Below are 17530 nucleotides of genomic sequence, written 5' to 3' on the forward strand. Positions count from 1 at the left end.
TTTTTATTAAATAAACAATCCAGCGATTGTCGCAGATAAAATAGAAGCAAGTGTTGATGCAAATAGCATTTTCCAACCAAATTTAGAAACAACGCTTCCTTGCTTTTCAGAAAGGGCACGGATTGTACCAACGATTGCACCAATTTGGCTAATACTTGCGAAGCTAATTAAGAATACTGTAACGATTCCAACTGTACGTGGAGCTAATGTTGTAGCTGTGTCTTTTAAATCAAGGATTGCTACAAACTCGTTTAAAACAATCTTCGTACCCATAATACCACCAGCTGGGATAATATCTTGAGTTGGAATACCCATTAAGAATGCGAATGGAGAAAGTACGTAACCGAAGATTTGTTGTAAAGTAACAGCATGTCCCATTGCGCCTGAAGCTGCACTAATTACGTAGTTTACAACTTCCATCACACCGATAAAGGCGATCATTAATGCGGCAACGATACCAGCTACTTTTAAACCATCAAGCGCACCGTTAATCATTGCGCCGATAAAGCTGTCTCCGAATAGAGTTCTATCAAATTTCTGAATCACTTCATCTTCTTTCTTCGTATCAACTGGTGTTAATAACGAACAAACGATTAAGCTTGAGAATAAGTTTAGCGGAAGAGCTGCTAGTACGTATTTTGCATCTAACATCATTACGTATGATGCTGTAACAGAAGCAGAAACGGAGCTCATCGCAGAACAACAAATGATAAACATACGGTTTTTATTGAAATGCTGTAAATCGTTTTTAATAACGATTAATGCTTCACTTGAACCGAAGAATACAGAGTTTACTGCGTGGAATGACTCAACGCGTGGTAAACCAGTAATTTTTGAAATTGCACCGCCGACAACGCGAACGATGAATGGTAAAACACCTAAATAACTAAAGATTGAAAGTAGTGCTGAGAAAAATACGATGATTAATAATACGTTTAAGAAAAAGACAAAATCTCTGTGAATTCCATTAAAGAGAAAATCGACACCTGTCGTACCAAGTTTAATTAGTTTGTTGAAAACTTTACTAATGAAAATAATGATTTGTTGACCAATCTTTGTAGCAAACATAAACCAACCGATTAAAATTTGGAAACCAATCATAATTGCAATTGCACGGAAGTTGATTTTACTTTTGTTGTTTGACAAAGCAAAACATAAACCTAACACGGCAAGAATACCGATAATGCTCATTACATATTGCATGTAGTTGCCCCTTTCAGAAGTTCGTATAAAGTTTGTACATAAAACGCTCGTTATATTACTAAAAATAAAAGAACGAGGTTTTATGTCATACGTAAGATGTCTGACCTTTTAGAAAAATAAAAATAAAAAAAGACCCATATGGATTCACTTTCATCTATGAGAGAAAGCTAATCAATATGAGTCCTTTTTTGCGCATAGGCTAATATTCATTAGTTTTCCCCATAGTCCAGCAATTTAAGGTTGCCGGGTAGAAACTCTCGATCCATATTATCAAGTATATATGAGGTAACATCGTCCGTATTAAATTAGTAGTAGCGTAACATTAACAGAGAAGTATCGTCAATAGCTTTTTTTCTTCCAATAGAAAAAGACCATATAAGTATGATAAAATGTAACGCAGTGTTATGAAAAAGAGAGGTCGGAAAATGAGTACTAAAATGACGCCACCAGTTGAGAAAAACGAGTTTATAGATGTAGTATTTGAAGATTTAACACATGATGGTGCCGGTGTTGCGAAAGTAAAGGGCTATCCTATTTTCGTTAAAAACGGATTACCAGGTGAAGAAGCGCAAATTAAAATTATTAAAGTGAAGAAAAACTTTGCATTTGGTCGTTTAATGAAGCTTCATACAGAAAGTCCATATCGTAAAGATGCTGAATGCCCAGTATATAATCAGTGCGGCGGTTGTCAGCTTCAGCACTTAACTTATGAAGGACAATTACAAGCGAAAGAAAAACAAGTACGTGACGTTATGCAGCGTATCGGAGGACTAGGTGATGTTCCTGTTCATCCTGTACTTGGCATGAAGAATCCGTGGGTATACCGTAATAAAGCACAAGTACCAATCGGAGAACGTGAAGGCGGACTTGTAGCTGGTTTTTATCGCCAAGGAACGCATGACATCATTAATATGGAATCATGCTTAATTCAGGCAGAAGAAAACGATACATTAATCCAAGAAGTAAAACGTATTTGTGAAAAGCACGGTATCACTGCGTACAACGAAGAGCGTAACAAAGGAACACTTCGTCACGTAATGGCTCGTTACGGACAAGTAACAGGGGAAATTATGCTTGTCTTCATTACGCGTACAGCAGAATTGCCGAACAAAAAAGCAATTATTGAAGAAATTGCAGCGAAATTCCCAGAAGTAAAATCAATTGTTCAAAACGTAAATACGAAGCGTACGAATGTAATTTTCGGAGACAAAACGACAGTACTGTACGGATCAGAATACATTTATGACTTTATCGGTGACATTAAATTTGCGATTTCAGCACGTTCATTCTATCAAGTAAACCCAGAGCAAACGAAAGTGCTTTACGATAAAACGTTAGAATACGCAAAATTAAATGGTAACGAAACAGTAATCGATGCCTATTGCGGAATCGGATCAATCTCGTTATTCCTAGCGCAAAAAGCGAAAAAAGTGTACGGCGTTGAAATCGTCCCAGAAGCAATTGAAGACGCAAATCGAAACGCAGCACTAAACAACATGACAAACGCTGAATTTGGCGTAGGAGAAGCTGAAGTAGTTATTCCAAAATGGTACAAAGAAGGCGTAATCGCCGACACAATGGTCGTAGACCCACCGCGTAAAGGCTGTGACGAAGCATTACTAAACACGATCATCGACATGAAGCCAAACCGCGTCGTATACGTATCATGTAACCCAGCAACATTAGCACGTGACTTAAAAGTACTAGAAGAAGGTGGATATAAAACACAGGAAGTACAACCTGTTGATATGTTCCCGCATACGACTCATGTGGAGTGTGTAGCTTGGTTAAGCCTTGATATATAGGGGTTTTATAATAATTGTTGATGGGTTTGACCACGGTTTGACCACATCAACAATTATTTTATGATTTTAACGCCTCACTTAGCGCTATAGTGGCACTTTCTTGCATATCTAACGTAACATGACTATAGGTGTCCAATGTGGTCTTAATGGAATTATGTCCTAATCGTTCACTTACGATTTTCGGATTAATACCTAATTTAAGAAGAAGTGTGGCATGAGTATGTCGTAAGTCATGGAATCTAATTTTAGGAACTTGTGCTGTTTTTATAAACCTTTCAAAGACAGTAGTTAATGTTCTTGGATAGATTGGCCTACCATCTTCTCTACTGAAAACTAAGTCATTATCTTCATAAGCTTTACCGATAGCTAATTTAAATTCATTTTGTTTTGCTTTATAACTTTTCAACTCTTTACATAAGCTTTGGTCAATGGAAATTAAGCGTTTAGAACCCGATGTTTTCGGTTCTGTAAATCGAAATCCTAATTCATCGTAAATTAGAGTTTCAGTCACACTAACCTTACCTTCAATTAAATCTACATTTTTCCACTTTAAGCCTAGCAATTCACCTCTACGCATACCGGTATTAAGTGCAAGTAAAAATAAATGATAGTAAATAGGATTGTCAAATTTAGCGTATGTTAAGAAGGTTTTCGTTTCCTCAATTGACCACGTATTATTGACCACTTTTCGTGGGCGAGGGATTTCTACATGTTCAAACGGGTTTTTATATAAAAGTTCCCATTTAACAGCATCTTCTAATGCCCCTTTTAAAACGATAAAAATATACTCAATGTATTTAGGAGATAATTCTTCATCGATTAGCGATTTAACAAATCGTTGTCCATGTAGAGGTTTTAAATCTTTCAGTTTATGCGAACCAACTACAGGAATAATCCTACTGTTCACAGCTCGTCTATAATTAATGAATGTAGTATCTCTCACTCGTTGCTTAGCTGTGTTTTCAAGCCACTCCTGTAAATATTCACTGAGAGTAAGATTTTTATCATCAACTAGACTCCCAGTATTAAACTGATGAATAAGTTCATTACATGCTCTTTCGGCTTCTTTCTTTGTTTTAAAGCCTGATACTGTTTTTTGTTTTCTTTTGCCAGTAAGAGGATCTCTTCCAATATCAATTGTAAATGACCACTTTTCACCGCGTTTTCTAAAATATCCTTTCATTATCCATACCTCCTTGAACTAATAGTATTCGAATAGTATAAATAATTCCAGTATTAGAAAAAGGAAAAAGTAACTCAGATGAGTTACTTTATGGTAAACTATATTCAACTGTATACGTCGGGTGGCTGGTTGCTATCCTTTCTCTTTATTTTAGAGAGAAAGGAGGTGACCCTTATGATGGAATATTTACTTTCTTTGTCTCAGGATTTACTCAAGGTATTCCTAACTATAGTTGTTACAGCTTATGCAAATAAGTTTGCTAACAATTTGTTTAAGAAAAGTAAAAGAGCCACCCCTCGCCGTCAGAAGCAGGGTAGCTCTAGAAGAAAATAAATAGCAACCTTACCACCTGATGGCGGCAGTTACTGAAGAGATGTTACAGCATCTCTTCTTTTATTCTATGCAATTCAGATAAGTGTCATACTCAATATATAGTAAATATATATTCACTATACAATGGTGATTCTAGTGCCTATATTACCATAGTCATATTTTTTGGTCAACGCAAATAGCGGGGATTGAGAATAAATTTATAATGGTCCACAAAATAAAGTTTCATGGTAAAATATATGTATCCATACTTCTAAGTCCGCACATGTTGCGGGCTTTTTTATTGATATAAAATCAGTATTTTAACCAAAAAAAAGACACCCTAAGGTGCCCTCATATGACTTGATAACCACTTTAATTTTAATAATATGTATCTCGCAAATATAATTTTACCATATTTATCTATATAGTTTGTTGAGAAATATGAATCAAATCAATATTTCGTTACTTCATTACTTTTTATTTTTATATCATTAGCTTCTTTTATTTTTTCTGATTGATTTTTTATTTCATTTGTAATTGAGATATCTATGTTACCCTTAGCTTTTTTGTATTCTTGTTGCAAAGAGTTAACATTTTGATTAAATGAAATCAAACTACCAGTTGGAGAGCTAACTTGTTCATTAAGTGCAGTAATAGTACTGTAGATAGTTTTATATTCGTCATATACGTCTTTGTATAAATTAGGTTGTTCTTTAGCAGCCTCTGATATTAATTTCAATTGTTGTCCCATCTCAGTATAGATCATATCGGCGCGTTTAATCATTGGATCAGATTCTGTCTTTTTTAAAGTAAGCTCTGTATTAAAATCTTTTTGGTTTTTAATTGCGCTAGACCATGTTTCAGAATAACCAAATAAGACTAATGTAGAATACATTTCAAATGATTCAAGATCGTTATAGAAATTAGCAGCGGCCATTAAATATTCACTCTCTTTTTTCTTCTCCTCAGCAATAGCTTTATGTTCATTTTCAATGCTCATCGTGATAAAAATCATTACAAATAGCACTATAAATGAAGTAATGGCTGTTCCGAAAGATATAGCAGATTTCATAAAAAATGGTTTTGTTTCATTGTGTTTCTTCTTGTTAATAAATCCTATAACTAGAAAGATCAATGAAGCTATAAATGCAATAATGCTGAACCAAGCTAACGTTCCTCCTACAGCTTGTCCAAGAACATATCCTGTTCCATATTCTGAGTCTCCAAACTTAATGCTATTATAGAGTCCTCTAATGAATAGTAGGGTTAGTATCCCTATACTAATTAAAATAAACATTTTATTAGATATTTTCATTCTTAATCCTCCAAAAATATAAAATGTAAGATTTCTGAAATTAGCATAGCAAACATAACATTAATAAATTGTCATATTATGTCGAATAGACAAATAAAAAAAGAGAGCAAACAGCCCTCTTGCTTAAATTGTAAAAAGATGAATATTTTACAATTTGAAATTGGAAATGATTTCTTTTATGATGAAATCAAATCATAGTATGTCTTTATTGTTTTGTAACATTTTCACGTATAAGGAAACCTGTTTTGCAAAACGCCCTTGTTGACGCCCGTCAAGCTCCTCATAAGCTCTTTGGATATCATTGAATAATAATTCTAATAACGCATCTTCTTTTCTGTTCTCAAAATTAAGAAGAGCGTCTGTGGAGGTGTTGAAATACGACGCAAGTATCTTTAAACTTTCAAGGTCAGGTTCATGACGGTCGGTTTCCCAATTCTTGATTTGTCCGCGCGATAAACCTGTTCGCTCAGATAATTGCTCTTGCGTTAAATCAAAAGACCTTCGTAAATGTTTAATGTTTTGTCCGACTGTAGTTTTCATAGTTTGAGTATAATAATCGCCTTATTACTATACCATAATTGGTCGATACTCTGACTTTTAAATTTATAATCGGTATTTTTACAGACTTTTAAAAAATACATAGACAAACATTTGTTTGGTGGTAAAATATTCATATAGGGGGATTTGTTTGATGTTATGCAAAATTACATATTTCATTCTGTCGAACATGAAAAACGTTGCTACAGAACAGTTTCTCAACTTTCTCAATATTTTTCAGATAACAATTCGCCCGAATTTTGGGAAATTTATGTTATTATGATAATAAAATACACGGAACGAAAAAAAGACTCACAGCGTGTGTAAGAGTGATTTGGCCCACTCTTACACCGTTCGCCCGACTTACAAGGGGGAACATCTGCCATAAGTCTCTTTTCGGTTACTACACGAGTAACACTTACATTATAACATGCCGATATTACTAAATCATTACTATGGTATGATTTTCCTGTTATTAGATTTGAGAAAAAGCGAAGCGTCTTTGTTCCAAATAGGAGGAGCAAAAATGAAGAAGTTAATGAAAGAGGTACGAGATTTTATTGATTCCAACAATATGGTTAGAAATGATTTAGCTACAAAAGTAGGGGTTAGTAATACAACACTCGGCAATGGACTAAACGGAAAATTCGAAATGAAATTTGAGAATTTTTTAAAGTTATTAAATGAAGTCTATGATAACCAAAAAGAAATTAGATTGAAAATAAAAAAATTCGCAATGAAATGCACAAGCGATTTAAATGTGAAAAAATCTCTTTTTTATTGTCAAGCAGCTGGGGAATATGACACTATTCAATATTTAATTAGAAAATATAAAGAAAACGAAAATTTACAAAGATATATTGATGTGTATGAACTTTTCAATAAGAGGAATCGTAATGAAGCACGTGGACAAGAATTAAGCAATTTGGTTAATGAACTGACGAAAATAGAAGATGTGGATCGTCAAATACTTATCGAAATGTTATTAACGGTGTGCATGTATGACCATGGGAATTATAGCGCAATGCTTCCACATGCTGATAATGCTAGAAACGCAATACCAAAAGTAAAAAATAAGTTTATAAAACAATGTGTAGAATTATATTTTTATGAGCGTCAAGCCTACATACAGCTTTTAAATAATAATATTAGTGAAAGCCGTAGAATAGCTAATAAAGTCGTAGAATCAAGTTTTAACGCTTTAATCACAAAAGCCACAGCATTATGTTGTATTGGAGAGTCTTATATATTTTCGGGAGAAATTTTTAAAGCTGAAAAGTACATCTTAGAATCTATTAGTTTATTAAAAGAAGTATCTTCTGCACAGAAAACAAGAAAATACAAATCGTTTCATACAACATTAGCTTTCCTTTACATAGAACATAACTTCAATCTCGATAAAATTGATTTTACAAAAATAGATAAAGCTGAAATTGCTTTTTTTGAGGCGAAATATGGTGATCGAACCCTTGCTATTAAGTTGTTAAATGAGTTATTAGAAGAGAATGGTAAATTAACTGGTTTCCAATGGTATTATTACGCTTACGCTAGACCAGAAAAAAGGACAGAATATCTTAATAACGCGTTGCTAGAACTTGCTAGAAATGGTAATATATATTATATGCAGGCTATTCGTGAAGCCTTAACGAAAGAGCAGGTGAGTTAAATGAAAAAAATTATTGCGACAATAATCTGTACTTTTGCCTTGTGCACATTAGTATACAAAACGGATACAAAAGTTAGTGCTAATTCAAATGTTACACCTACAATTCAATATATGATGACTGATCCCGGTGGGCTTTGAGCTTAAAATGGGTGATTTTAAAAAAGACGCTACTTCGGTAGCGTCTTTCGTGCATTATAGGCTATAAAACTTTTTAAGGAAGTAGTTAAAAGTTTTACATTTGTGAATTATTCACAAACTACACAGATAAAAACGGGGGTTTTAGGGATGAAAAAAGAGAACCTAGAAAATGTAACAGCAATAGAAGTATTGGAATTCGAATCACAATTATTAGATATTATGAAAGCAGCGCATGAAGGTGATGAAAAAGCACTAGAAATTATGTCGAGAATGAAACAGGCGATCGTTAGCTTCTAAAGCTATCAATCGCCTGTTATTTTCATTAAGTCTTTAAATAGTTTCATAATTTCTTTTTGTTTTTCTGGGTCTTTTTCTCTAAATTGAGTTATTAATTCTTCGAATTCATCTTGAGCACTTGCGTTAGGATTTTTTTCATCAGATTCTCCAAGTACGTAAGCTACAGATACATTTGCTAATCTAGCCACTTTAATTGCCATCTCTTTAGATGGTCCTTTTTCATTATTAATATTTTCCCACATAGATATAAGAGGTTTACTTACTCCTAATGCTTCAGAAAATTCTCTTTGACTCATTTTTAATATCTCAGTCCTAATTTCTTTTACCCTTCGACTAATCAATTCGTGATTCATTTTAAAATTCTCCCCCTCTACAAAATATAGATACTCCGCTATTGTAAGTTACTGTATTAGTAATACAGTAACTTTCTATATAAAATGTAACAGAAAAGTTAACTCTAAGACAACCTTTTGAAAAAAATAAAAATTAGGGTTTACTTTAAGTTAACCTTTGTGTATACTCAAATTAACGAATTAAACAAAGGTGATGACATGATAAAACTTAATACAGAGAAGGTGAAAGCCTTAAGAGAACAACACGGTTATAGTCAACATTTTGTAGCCAAATACCTAGGTTATACACATAAAGGTGCTTATTCCCTACTGGAATCTGGTGATAGACAACCTAGTGTATCTAAATTAGGAATGTTAGCTAAGTTATATGAAATAAAAGTGGATGATTTACTAGTTGGTTAACTAATAGTTATCTTATTTTTTTAGCTAAAGGTTAACTTTAATTTAACCTAAGGAGGGAAACAAAAATGAATCAATCACAATTTCTACAGCATCCAGTAAGTGAGTTTGTTTTTATGGAAGGAAATCAAGTGGTTACCGATAGTTTAACAATGGCCCAAATGTTTGGAAAAGAACATAAAAATGTAATTCGAGATATTGAGGTCCAGATAGAAAAATCGATTGAAGCAAACGAAACAGAATGGGGGCAGCTCAACTTTGAGCATACCCAATACCAGCATTATCAAAATAAACAATGGTATCCAAAGTTCAATCTTACGGAAGATGCATTTGCAATTGTTGCAATGAGTTACATAACACCAGAGGCAATGAAAATGAAAATTAAATTCTTACAAGAGTTCAAGCGAATGAAAGAACACATCCAAAAATTACAGCAACAACCTAAAAGTGTTGAGGATGCGATTATCTACAGTATGACTGAACTAAAACAAATAAAATCACGACAAGATCATACGGAAGAAGAAATGAACAAAATGAAACTTTTAGTAGATAACGAGCTTTGGCTTACTGAACAAAACAAAGGTGCTGTTCAACGAAAAGTGAAACAACGTGTTTTCGAACTAAGAAAAGAAGGTTATGATAATGCATCTTATCAAGGGGTGTATGGAGCATTGAAAAGGCATTTCGGGGTAGCTAAATACGATAAAATACCACGAAAATATTATCAAAATGCAATGAAATTCATTTCTGGATGGTATCCGCCTGAAAGACCTAACTTATTCGATGATCATGTTTCTTAATTGCAAAATTAAAGTCTTATAAAAAGAAAGGAAGATATAAAAAATGAAGAATTCAACAGTTCAAATAGCGTTGGCAATTACAAAATTTTCAGCTCAAAAAGGTTGGAGGGATGAAGAGTTTTGGGAAGCTATTGAGTTACTTCGTTTCAACAAAGAAGATGAAAGGCAAACAACTGTAGAAAAGCTAGATAGCATTCCAGTCACTAATGATAGCACCAAGGATTATCCGATTATGTTAAACGTGACACACCTAGAAGAAATATTAGGAGTAGCAAAAAGAACAGCTTACGAGATTATGGATCAAAAGGGTTTCCCTTTAGTGAAACTTGGGAGAAAAAAAGTAGTTCCAAGGGATGCATTCTTTAATTGGTTAGAGAAGGGGGTGTCAGCATGATGGAAGATACAACATCGTTAGTAGTATTCGCAATGTTTATCGCATGCAGTGTGTGGTTGCTTTACATTACTTATGAACCGATAAAACGATGGGCTTGGAGTGACGTAAAACAAAATAAAAAGACCCATAGCAGTGGGTCCTTTGCAAAAAAATAAGTTGTTATAAGTATATCACGGAAAGTAGGGAAATAGTACATGGATTTAATTGAATATCAAGTGCTATTACCTAATAAGTTTTGGGATTTAGCAAAGAGCAAAGAAAATTTAAATCAAATGATTGAACAGTATTTCAAAATTGGTTATCCGCATTATGAAATTCAACAAATTATTAAAAGCGGACAAGCATATGTGGCGGTTTGTACGAGGAGGTAAATATAATGGCAGAAGTTAAATGGATAAAACTTTCAACAAGTATGTTTGAGGATGAAAAAATACGTTTAATTGAGAGCATGCCTGAAGCTGATACCCTATTAATTATATGGATTAGATTATTAGCGCAAGCAGGGAAAACAAATGCGAGTGGGTACATTTTTCTTAGTAAAAACATTCCTTATTCTGATGAAATGCTTGCAACTCTATTCAATAGACCAATTGCAACAGTAAGGTTGGCACTTCAAACATTTCAGCAATTTGGAATGATTGAGATAACAGATGATCAGTACATTTGTATTTCGAATTGGGAGAAGCATCAAAATGTTGATGGCCTAGAACGTGTAAAACAATTAAATGCAGAACGGAATAGAAAGTACCGGGAGCGTAAGAAACAACAGCAATTATCATTAGAAAACAAGTCTAATGATAATGACGTTCCCGTGACGTCACGTGACGGTACAGATATAGAAGAAGATAAAGAATTAGATATAGATAGAGAAAAAGATAAAAAGAAGAAAGAAAAACCGTCCCGTCACAAGTTCGAAACTTGTGACACCAATGGAGCTAAGTATTTGTTTGAGAGAATTAAGGGGAATAACCCTAAACAAAAAGAACCAAACTTTGATTCTTGGGCAAATGATTTTAGGTTGATGCGCGAAAAGGATAACCGTGAATTAAAAGAGATTAAAGATGTGATTGATTGGTGCCAAGCTGATCCATTCTGGCAAGGTAACATTTTATCTCCTAAAAAGCTACGTGAAAAGTTTGATCAACTAACTATTCAAATGAATTCTAAAAAAGGAGTGAAAAACAATGATCCAATTGCAAGCAACGGAGCAATTTACTACAACGAAACTGAATTTGACTTCTAATCTATGTGAAGTTTGTGAAGAAAAAGGCATTAAACAACGAACAATGATATTTCAAGGTGAGGAAGTTTGTCCTAAGTGTTATTTACAAAAAGATCACGATAGATTGTATGCGGAATGCAACAAGTATTACAAAGGCGAAGAGGAACGGAGAAGAAAATCTTATTTTCATAATCATAGTTTAATCAGTGACCCAACAATCATGAATGCAACATTTGATAATTTTATACCTGAATGTGACGAAGAGGAGAAAAATAAAGCTCAAGCCGTAAAACATGCTCATAACTTTATAAGTGATATGAAATATACATTAGTAGCTTCTGGAGATGCAGGAAGAGGAAAAAGTCATTTAATGCATGCCATAGCTGAAGAAATAAATGAGAACGGAACGCAAACTGTGTTGTTTATAAGTGAGAGTGTTTTATTCAAAAAATTAAAAGCTACATTCAAAAGAGATTCTGAGTTATCTGAGGATGATTATTTGCAAAAAATAATTGATGCAGATGTAGTGATTTTTGATGATTTCGGTTCAACTTTAGGTGATTACAGAGATATAAATTTAAAAGCACTAGAATTTCACAATAAAAAAGGAGAAGGAAATATTACCGATCTCCAAAGAGCGACTAAATATATGAATGATACTTATATGACAATTTTTGATGGTAGACAAGGGAAGGCAAATGGAATTGCTACAAATTTAGTAGGTGCAGCAATCACGTATTGTTATGACCAAAGAATCACATCTAGGATACTTGGTTGCAAATCAGCCATGACATTTAAAAAAACACCTGATAGACGTAAGAAAGCCTTGCCATTTTAATAAGTAAATTTATTTAAAACAAGGAGGAATAAAGATGTGCGCACTATGTCATGATACAGGGATCATTTGTAAAGAAACTTATCCAGGTGTAATTGAACGGAATGGTTGTAATTGTGCAATAGCAATACAGCAGCAAGAAGACAACGATAAGCGTTGGCAAGCATGGTTAATCAAATTTGAATCAATGAAACAAGATTTAGAAAGAAAAAAACAACAAAAAGCTAGTTAACAAGGGGGAGCAAGTTATGAAAAATACAGGTGTTACAAGAAAAGTGGACGAGCTAGGTCGTGTAGTAATTCCAGTAGAGTTACGCAGAACTTTGGGTATTGCTGAAGGGACAGCATTAGATTTTCATGTTGATGGGGAAAAAGTCGTTTTAAGAAAACAAGAAAAGTCATGTTTTGTAACTGGTGAAGTATCTGATTCCAACATCGAATTGTTAGGTGGCCGAATGTTTTTAAGTAAGGAAGGGGCACTTGAGTTACTTAACTCTCTTGAAAAGAGTGTGAAGGAACATGCCTAAACAATTGAATATTTTCGATGTGGAGCCAGCAATTTGTGAATTTGATGTAATGAAAGCAAATGTGAAAAGAGGAATGGGACGGGTTACATATGCAGATGTACGTGTCCAAGTTCCAAGAAATGCAAAGGGTACGGATGAATTACCACGCACAACTAAACAAGATGATCGCTATGACATCTTTGAACAATATGTAATGGCAATTTGGAGATTCCAAAGAGCTGTAGATAAGTTTTTCAATTGGGATACAGCTGAAGAATTGTGTAAGGCAGCAAGGGATAAAAAAGAAATAATTCCGGTGCGGGTTTATTTAGGAAGTGGCTTTAAACCTGATGTTGTCGAGTACATGCGTTAGTAAAGGGGAGATGGACATATGAAAAAAATAGAAATTGATGTTAGCAGCAACAAACTTTTAATAGTGAAGGACGGAAATGTTACAGCAGTAAATCCACCAATGAGCGGATTCGGTGAGCAAGTTGCGGTTTGGGTAAACGGTAAAATTGATCGTGTGGATACTAAGTTTACTGAAAAGATAAAATAATCATTTTTAGAAAGTAGGTTCGCTTATGAGTGTGGCAAGAAATCATGAAGCGATGAAGGAATCACGTTTAAAAATATACATCGCTTTAGAAGAAGTTAACTTCATTTGGGATGAAAGAGATGTAGTACGTTTTCGTGAAATGTGGAGTCAAGGTATGAGCTTACCGAAGATGGCCAAAGCGTTAAGGAGACACCAAGCGGAAGTTGCGCTTCTTGTAATAGATCAAGCTGATAAGTATTTAATTGAAAATCGTCCGATAGGATTAGGGATTTGCTAAATAGGAAGGGGAAATCAAAAATGAACATTATGGAAAATGGTGTATTAGAAGCAACTAAATTAATGAGTGAAGCAAAAAATGAGGATCAAGTTATAAATGAAGCTACAGTTTTACAGATTGCAAGTATCTTATCGATTGATGAATTAAATGATTATCAGGAAGCAACTTTACGAACTTGGAATAACAAAACTGATTTTGGAGGACGAGTTTCAAATGCAGCTTTAGGACTTACAGGCGAAGCTGGTGAAGTTGCCGATATTGTTAAAAAAGCAATTTATCACGGACATGGTTTTCAACCATCGCATTGTCCAGGAGAAGAGGACGGAAACACTTATAAATTAGCCTTAGAGCTTGGAGATATTCTTTATTATTTATCAATTATGGCGCACGAACTGGGATATACGTTACAAGATATTGCTGAAATGAATATTGCAAAATTAGCTAAGAGATATCCGGATGGATTTAGTCGAGAAGCAAGTCAAGCACGTGTAGATGTAAAGTAAGACAAAATTTGAATTTTGTACAAAAGTAGGTGGTTATTGTGGTTTTAGAGATTAGTGGTGTTGATTGTGTCATGTACAGCGACCGTATTGAAAAACTTGTGGTAGACACATCAAAAGATGATGTTTCGATTTATCACGATGGTGAATTCACTTATGCAAGTAACGATACAAGTGGCGAAATGATTGTTATTGAAAAAGGAACATTGAAGATAAAAATTAAATAAAAGCGTTATTTGGTCGGAAAGGAGGGTTTTAAAAGATGATGGGATTTAATCCGTTTCACGAATGGTGGAAGAGAGATGGTTATGTTTCATGGCCAGCGTATTTAATGTGGGTGCCATTTATAACAATAGTGATTGTAATAGCGTGGATAGTTATTACAATTGGTGGACCTATGTTGGGATTACTTCAATGGATAAAAAATAAAACAAAAACGCTATTTTATTAGAAAAGGAGAATGGATATGTCTCTAGTAGGGAATTTAAAGGAAATCCAAGAAAAAGCCATCGATGAAAAGGTATTGGAATTTGCGGAAGAAATGGAAATCGTAATAACAAAAAGTGCCGCAAGTGGATATTCAGGTCATAGATATAAAATTCATAATGAAAATCCAAATCGGCATATGATGTGTTCAAAAATATTTATAGAAAAGTTACAAGAATTACTGGACGGTGTGAATGTTGAATTTAAGGAAGAAGAAAAGAAAAATATTTTAGGCGGATCTTACTACGAACATTACATCCGTTTTAAGTGGAATGACTAATTTCTTAATAAAAACTTCATTTTATACAATAAAACAGCTAGCGCGATTAGCTAGCTGTCCTGTTAAGAAAAGAAAACGGTGCTTATCAAATGGTGCAGTTGTAATTGCGAATTACAACTATAGTATGAACAGAGTTGTAAATGTTATGCGAAAATAATCTAATAAAAATTTCATTTTGTAGAAAATGAGGGATATATATGCGGATGTATAGATGGAGAGCTACGTTAACTGCTAGTGGAGAATATGAACGACTAAAAAAACTCAAAGAGCGTAGACGAAAGAGAAAATTACATCGTAACTTCACTATAGAGAAGCAAGAATGGTCTTCAGCGTGGTTTGGCTGGATAGATCCAATGTGGGTTGCAAAAAGAGAAGACAGAAGAAGTAATAGACGTAAATTTAAAAAAGCAGCTAGCAAAAGCTAACTGCTCGGGTAATGGAAAAGGTTAAGAAATGGGTTGTCTACAGTATTGACGGAATATTGAGTTTTATTCAGGAGGTAGAGGGAAATGATTGAGATTAATCTTAAAAGCGGAAGAAGTTTAGGGTGGATATTTGACACTGAACAGGAAATGCAAGAAGCGTGGAAACGAATGGAGAAAGTGGATTTTACCAAGAAAGGTGCTATTGAATGTAATGGAACTTTGATTCCTTATAGTAGTATTGAATTTCTAAAAATAAAGAAAAACTGAACAAAATAATCCTCTTGTAGAAAAGGAGAAATTCATATGAAGAAATTAACTTTTAAAATACTAAGCAAATTAAGGATTATTAATAAGAAGCCAGAAACTATAATAAACCTATCTCGAAAAGAAGATGAAGTGACTGTTGATTTAGGGCAGATAATTGTTACTGGAACATCTCAAAACATTACTGTTTTTATGACAGAAATGACTAAATTTAAAGTGAATGAAAATTAAATATAGTCCGGCTAGAAAACTAGAGGACACCAATTCATTAAAGCGGCAATCAAAGCTATTTTAGGGATAGGTGTCCTTTTTATTTTTGAAAAGGGAGATGGGGAAATGAAGGCGCTAAAAGATCAGTTACGTGAATGGAAAAAGAAATCAAAACAAGCTAAGAAGAAAAATAAGAAAAATAAGAAAAATAAGAAAAAACGAAAAGAGAAATTAAGCACTCGTGAAATTGAGAATTTAATGGGGATGCATAGACCTTGTTATGAACGTAGACGTGGAGGTATAAGACAAAAGTAATTTAAAAATAAAAAGGAGTGGTCTTACATGACTATACAATTATCTTTCTTACCAAAAATTGATAGAGTAGCAACACAGAAAAAATTAGAAGGTGTTCTTGAAAATGTACGTTTATATAGACAGTTTGGAATGATGCGTGAAGAAATGAAAGTCACTCCTTCTTATGAAATTAGATATCACGGACCTACAAATGATGTTGGAAAGCCATTAGAAGATGTAGCGATGGCTAATATACAACAAAATGAGCGAGAAGAGTGGATGAAGAAAATGTCATTTCGTATCGATCAGTTTTTAAATCGTTTAGGTAATAGCAATGCCGGAAGAATTCAAAGAGATATTATTAGTAAACGTTATTTGGAAGAAGAGGATGTATGCGATTATATGATTTATAACGAAATTGGAATGACTGAACGTACATATCGCCGTTGGAAGTCCATGGCGTTTTATAATTTAGCTTTTGCTCTTAGGTTAGAAGTTTACGAGACAGAAGAAACTGGAGGGATTGAATAATGAATTTTGTCCAGCCAATACGTGATCCAGATCAAATACAACAAATTAAAGAGTATTTAAGAGAAAAGAATGAACGGAATTATATCTTGTTTGTAATGGGAATTAATACGGGTCTACGTATTAGTGACATTCTAAAACTGAAGATTGGAGATTTAAAAGGAAGTCATATCTCAATGCGTGAAATGAAGACGGGTAAGCAGAAACGAATTCAGATTACTGCAGCATTAAGAAGAGAATTGAAATGGTACATCGAAGAGATGGAAGATCATGAATATCTAATCAAGAGCAGACAAGGAAAGAATCGACCAATAGGAAGAAGTATGGCATATAAAATACTTAGTTCCACAGCAGCAGAGTTTGGCTTAGATGAGATTGGAACACATACACTACGTAAAACATTCGGCTACCATATGTACATACAGACAAAGAATATAGCCTTGCTAATGGAGATATTTAATCATTCGAGTCAACGAGTAACATTACGATATATAGGAGTAAATCAAGATGCAATGGATAAAGCAATGACTAGATTTAAAATCTAATCATTGCTTTTTTCTTTTTAATTCTATACAGTTACTCATTTTTATTGTGTTGTGTAACTCAAAAGAGGAAGTGTTATGAAGCTATGAATATCAAGGGCTGTAGCGTTTGGTTTAGTTACACAAAATAGAAGATATGGGTAACCCATTTACAGGAATCATTGTAGAGAGTAATGAATATTTATAGACATAGAATATAA

At 33.8% G+C, this 17530-nt stretch carries 31 protein-coding genes and 1 riboswitch; of the genes, 26 read left to right on the top strand and 5 right to left on the bottom strand.

Annotation, left to right across the window (positions count from 1 at the left end):
* Positions 1 to 6 precede the first annotated feature (6 nt).
* Positions 7 to 1203 (bottom strand): NupC/NupG family nucleoside CNT transporter, encoded by a 1197-nt coding sequence (locus tag MHH55_RS22710; RefSeq protein WP_001200491.1) that lies wholly within the window; start codon positions 1201 to 1203, stop codon positions 7 to 9.
* A gap of 202 nt (positions 1204 to 1405) precedes the next feature.
* Positions 1406 to 1507, bottom strand: a riboswitch (purine riboswitch).
* 121 nt (positions 1508 to 1628) lie between these two features.
* Between MHH55_RS22710 and rlmD the strand changes: the two genes are divergently transcribed.
* A complete protein-coding gene (gene rlmD / locus MHH55_RS22715; RefSeq protein ID WP_048567402.1) occupies positions 1629 to 3008 on the top strand; it encodes a 23S rRNA (uracil(1939)-C(5))-methyltransferase RlmD in 1380 nt (459 codons plus the stop codon).
* A gap of 58 nt (positions 3009 to 3066) precedes the next feature.
* On the opposite strand, the gene MHH55_RS22720 is transcribed toward rlmD, so the two are convergent.
* Complete coding sequence (locus tag MHH55_RS22720) at positions 3067 to 4191, bottom strand: tyrosine-type recombinase/integrase (RefSeq protein WP_078187017.1); 1125 nt, start codon at positions 4189 to 4191, stop codon at positions 3067 to 3069.
* A 174-nt stretch (positions 4192 to 4365) separates the two neighbouring features.
* On the opposite strand from MHH55_RS22720, the gene MHH55_RS22725 reads away from it, so the two are divergent.
* Complete coding sequence (locus MHH55_RS22725) at positions 4366 to 4524, top strand: hypothetical protein (protein WP_000970855.1); 159 nt, start codon at positions 4366 to 4368, stop codon at positions 4522 to 4524.
* A gap of 430 nt (positions 4525 to 4954) precedes the next feature.
* On the opposite strand, the gene MHH55_RS22730 is transcribed toward MHH55_RS22725, so the two are convergent.
* Positions 4955 to 5818: a hypothetical protein gene (locus MHH55_RS22730; protein ID WP_078187258.1), complete on the bottom strand. Its 864-nt coding sequence runs from the start codon at positions 5816 to 5818 to the stop codon at positions 4955 to 4957.
* 192 nt (positions 5819 to 6010) lie between these two features.
* A complete protein-coding gene (locus MHH55_RS22735; RefSeq protein WP_078187259.1) occupies positions 6011 to 6358 on the bottom strand; it encodes a helix-turn-helix transcriptional regulator in 348 nt (115 codons plus the stop codon).
* 523 nt (positions 6359 to 6881) lie between these two features.
* On the opposite strand from MHH55_RS22735, the gene MHH55_RS22740 reads away from it, so the two are divergent.
* Both MHH55_RS22740 and MHH55_RS22745 read left to right on the top strand, forming a co-directional pair.
* Positions 6882 to 8021, top strand: coding sequence for an AimR family lysis-lysogeny pheromone receptor (locus tag MHH55_RS22740; RefSeq protein ID WP_078187260.1), 1140 nt, complete (start codon positions 6882 to 6884; stop codon positions 8019 to 8021).
* A gap of 285 nt (positions 8022 to 8306) precedes the next feature.
* Positions 8307 to 8456 carry a hypothetical protein gene (locus tag MHH55_RS22745; RefSeq protein ID WP_170962924.1) on the top strand — a complete coding sequence of 50 codons (150 nt, stop codon included), beginning with the start codon at positions 8307 to 8309 and terminating at the stop codon, positions 8454 to 8456.
* A gap of 5 nt (positions 8457 to 8461) precedes the next feature.
* On the opposite strand, the gene MHH55_RS22750 is transcribed toward MHH55_RS22745, so the two are convergent.
* The gene (locus MHH55_RS22750) at positions 8462 to 8809 is read right to left on the bottom strand and encodes a helix-turn-helix domain-containing protein (RefSeq protein WP_078187261.1); all 348 of its coding nucleotides are present in this window, start codon (positions 8807 to 8809) and stop codon (positions 8462 to 8464) included.
* Between the two features lie 198 nt (positions 8810 to 9007).
* Between MHH55_RS22750 and MHH55_RS22755 the strand changes: the two genes are divergently transcribed.
* The 22 genes from MHH55_RS22755 to MHH55_RS22860 all read left to right on the top strand — a co-directional run bounded on the left by MHH55_RS22755 (position 9008) and on the right by MHH55_RS22860 (position 17333).
* On the top strand, positions 9008 to 9211 hold the full coding sequence (locus MHH55_RS22755) for a helix-turn-helix domain-containing protein (protein ID WP_078187262.1): 204 nt from the start codon (positions 9008 to 9010) through the stop codon (positions 9209 to 9211).
* Positions 9212 to 9276: 65 nt separating this feature from the next.
* Complete coding sequence (locus MHH55_RS22760) at positions 9277 to 10008, top strand: ORF6C domain-containing protein (protein ID WP_078187263.1); 732 nt, start codon at positions 9277 to 9279, stop codon at positions 10006 to 10008.
* Between the two features lie 43 nt (positions 10009 to 10051).
* The gene (locus tag MHH55_RS22765; protein WP_078187264.1) at positions 10052 to 10402 is read left to right on the top strand and encodes a helix-turn-helix domain-containing protein; all 351 of its coding nucleotides are present in this window, start codon (positions 10052 to 10054) and stop codon (positions 10400 to 10402) included.
* Positions 10399 to 10557, top strand: coding sequence for a hypothetical protein (locus tag MHH55_RS22770; RefSeq protein ID WP_170962923.1), 159 nt, complete (start codon positions 10399 to 10401; stop codon positions 10555 to 10557). The genes MHH55_RS22765 and MHH55_RS22770 overlap by 4 nt, the downstream gene beginning before the upstream one ends.
* Positions 10558 to 10596: 39 nt before the next feature.
* Positions 10597 to 10773 carry a hypothetical protein gene (locus MHH55_RS22775; protein WP_078187265.1) on the top strand — a complete coding sequence of 59 codons (177 nt, stop codon included), beginning with the start codon at positions 10597 to 10599 and terminating at the stop codon, positions 10771 to 10773.
* 5 nt (positions 10774 to 10778) lie between these two features.
* Positions 10779 to 11645, top strand: a complete 867-nt coding sequence (locus MHH55_RS22780; protein WP_078187266.1) for a phage replisome organizer N-terminal domain-containing protein — start codon at positions 10779 to 10781, stop codon at positions 11643 to 11645.
* A complete protein-coding gene (locus tag MHH55_RS22785) occupies positions 11587 to 12462 on the top strand; it encodes a DnaA ATPase domain-containing protein (protein ID WP_078187267.1) in 876 nt (291 codons plus the stop codon). The genes MHH55_RS22780 and MHH55_RS22785 overlap by 59 nt, the downstream gene beginning before the upstream one ends.
* A gap of 34 nt (positions 12463 to 12496) precedes the next feature.
* Positions 12497 to 12691 (top strand): hypothetical protein, encoded by a 195-nt coding sequence (locus MHH55_RS22790; protein ID WP_078187268.1) that lies wholly within the window; start codon positions 12497 to 12499, stop codon positions 12689 to 12691.
* A gap of 16 nt (positions 12692 to 12707) precedes the next feature.
* Entirely contained in the window at positions 12708 to 12986 is a 279-nt protein-coding gene (locus MHH55_RS22795; RefSeq protein WP_078187269.1) for an AbrB/MazE/SpoVT family DNA-binding domain-containing protein, read from the top strand.
* Positions 12979 to 13338 (top strand): cell division protein SepF, encoded by a 360-nt coding sequence (locus MHH55_RS22800; RefSeq protein WP_078187270.1) that lies wholly within the window; start codon positions 12979 to 12981, stop codon positions 13336 to 13338. The genes MHH55_RS22795 and MHH55_RS22800 overlap by 8 nt, the downstream gene beginning before the upstream one ends.
* A gap of 18 nt (positions 13339 to 13356) precedes the next feature.
* Positions 13357 to 13524 carry a DUF3954 domain-containing protein gene (locus MHH55_RS22805; protein WP_078187271.1) on the top strand — a complete coding sequence of 56 codons (168 nt, stop codon included), beginning with the start codon at positions 13357 to 13359 and terminating at the stop codon, positions 13522 to 13524.
* Between the two features lie 25 nt (positions 13525 to 13549).
* Complete coding sequence (locus MHH55_RS22810) at positions 13550 to 13801, top strand: helix-turn-helix domain containing protein (protein WP_078187272.1); 252 nt, start codon at positions 13550 to 13552, stop codon at positions 13799 to 13801.
* A gap of 20 nt (positions 13802 to 13821) precedes the next feature.
* A complete protein-coding gene (locus MHH55_RS22815) occupies positions 13822 to 14304 on the top strand; it encodes a nucleoside triphosphate pyrophosphohydrolase family protein (protein ID WP_078187273.1) in 483 nt (160 codons plus the stop codon).
* A gap of 38 nt (positions 14305 to 14342) precedes the next feature.
* Positions 14343 to 14528 carry a hypothetical protein gene (locus MHH55_RS22820; RefSeq protein ID WP_078187274.1) on the top strand — a complete coding sequence of 62 codons (186 nt, stop codon included), beginning with the start codon at positions 14343 to 14345 and terminating at the stop codon, positions 14526 to 14528.
* A 35-nt stretch (positions 14529 to 14563) separates the two neighbouring features.
* A complete protein-coding gene (locus tag MHH55_RS22825) occupies positions 14564 to 14752 on the top strand; it encodes a hypothetical protein (protein WP_078187275.1) in 189 nt (62 codons plus the stop codon).
* Positions 14753 to 14767: 15 nt separating this feature from the next.
* Positions 14768 to 15067: a hypothetical protein gene (locus MHH55_RS22830; RefSeq protein ID WP_078187276.1), complete on the top strand. Its 300-nt coding sequence runs from the start codon at positions 14768 to 14770 to the stop codon at positions 15065 to 15067.
* Between the two features lie 197 nt (positions 15068 to 15264).
* Complete coding sequence (locus MHH55_RS22835) at positions 15265 to 15492, top strand: hypothetical protein (protein ID WP_078187277.1); 228 nt, start codon at positions 15265 to 15267, stop codon at positions 15490 to 15492.
* Positions 15493 to 15576: 84 nt separating this feature from the next.
* Positions 15577 to 15759 carry a hypothetical protein gene (locus MHH55_RS22840; RefSeq protein ID WP_078187278.1) on the top strand — a complete coding sequence of 61 codons (183 nt, stop codon included), beginning with the start codon at positions 15577 to 15579 and terminating at the stop codon, positions 15757 to 15759.
* Between the two features lie 36 nt (positions 15760 to 15795).
* Positions 15796 to 15987, top strand: coding sequence for a hypothetical protein (locus MHH55_RS22845; protein WP_078187279.1), 192 nt, complete (start codon positions 15796 to 15798; stop codon positions 15985 to 15987).
* Between the two features lie 105 nt (positions 15988 to 16092).
* Positions 16093 to 16281, top strand: a complete 189-nt coding sequence (locus MHH55_RS22850; protein WP_078187280.1) for a hypothetical protein — start codon at positions 16093 to 16095, stop codon at positions 16279 to 16281.
* 27 nt (positions 16282 to 16308) lie between these two features.
* The gene (locus MHH55_RS22855; RefSeq protein WP_078187281.1) at positions 16309 to 16791 is read left to right on the top strand and encodes an ArpU family phage packaging/lysis transcriptional regulator; all 483 of its coding nucleotides are present in this window, start codon (positions 16309 to 16311) and stop codon (positions 16789 to 16791) included.
* Positions 16791 to 17333, top strand: coding sequence for a site-specific integrase (locus tag MHH55_RS22860; protein WP_078187282.1), 543 nt, complete (start codon positions 16791 to 16793; stop codon positions 17331 to 17333). The genes MHH55_RS22855 and MHH55_RS22860 overlap by 1 nt, the downstream gene beginning before the upstream one ends.
* Positions 17334 to 17530: the final 197 nt, after the last annotated feature.

The sequence above is a fragment of the Bacillus sp. FSL K6-2944 genome (assembly GCF_038005385.1).
GTDB lineage: Bacteria > Bacillota > Bacilli > Bacillales > Bacillaceae_G > Bacillus_A > Bacillus_A cereus.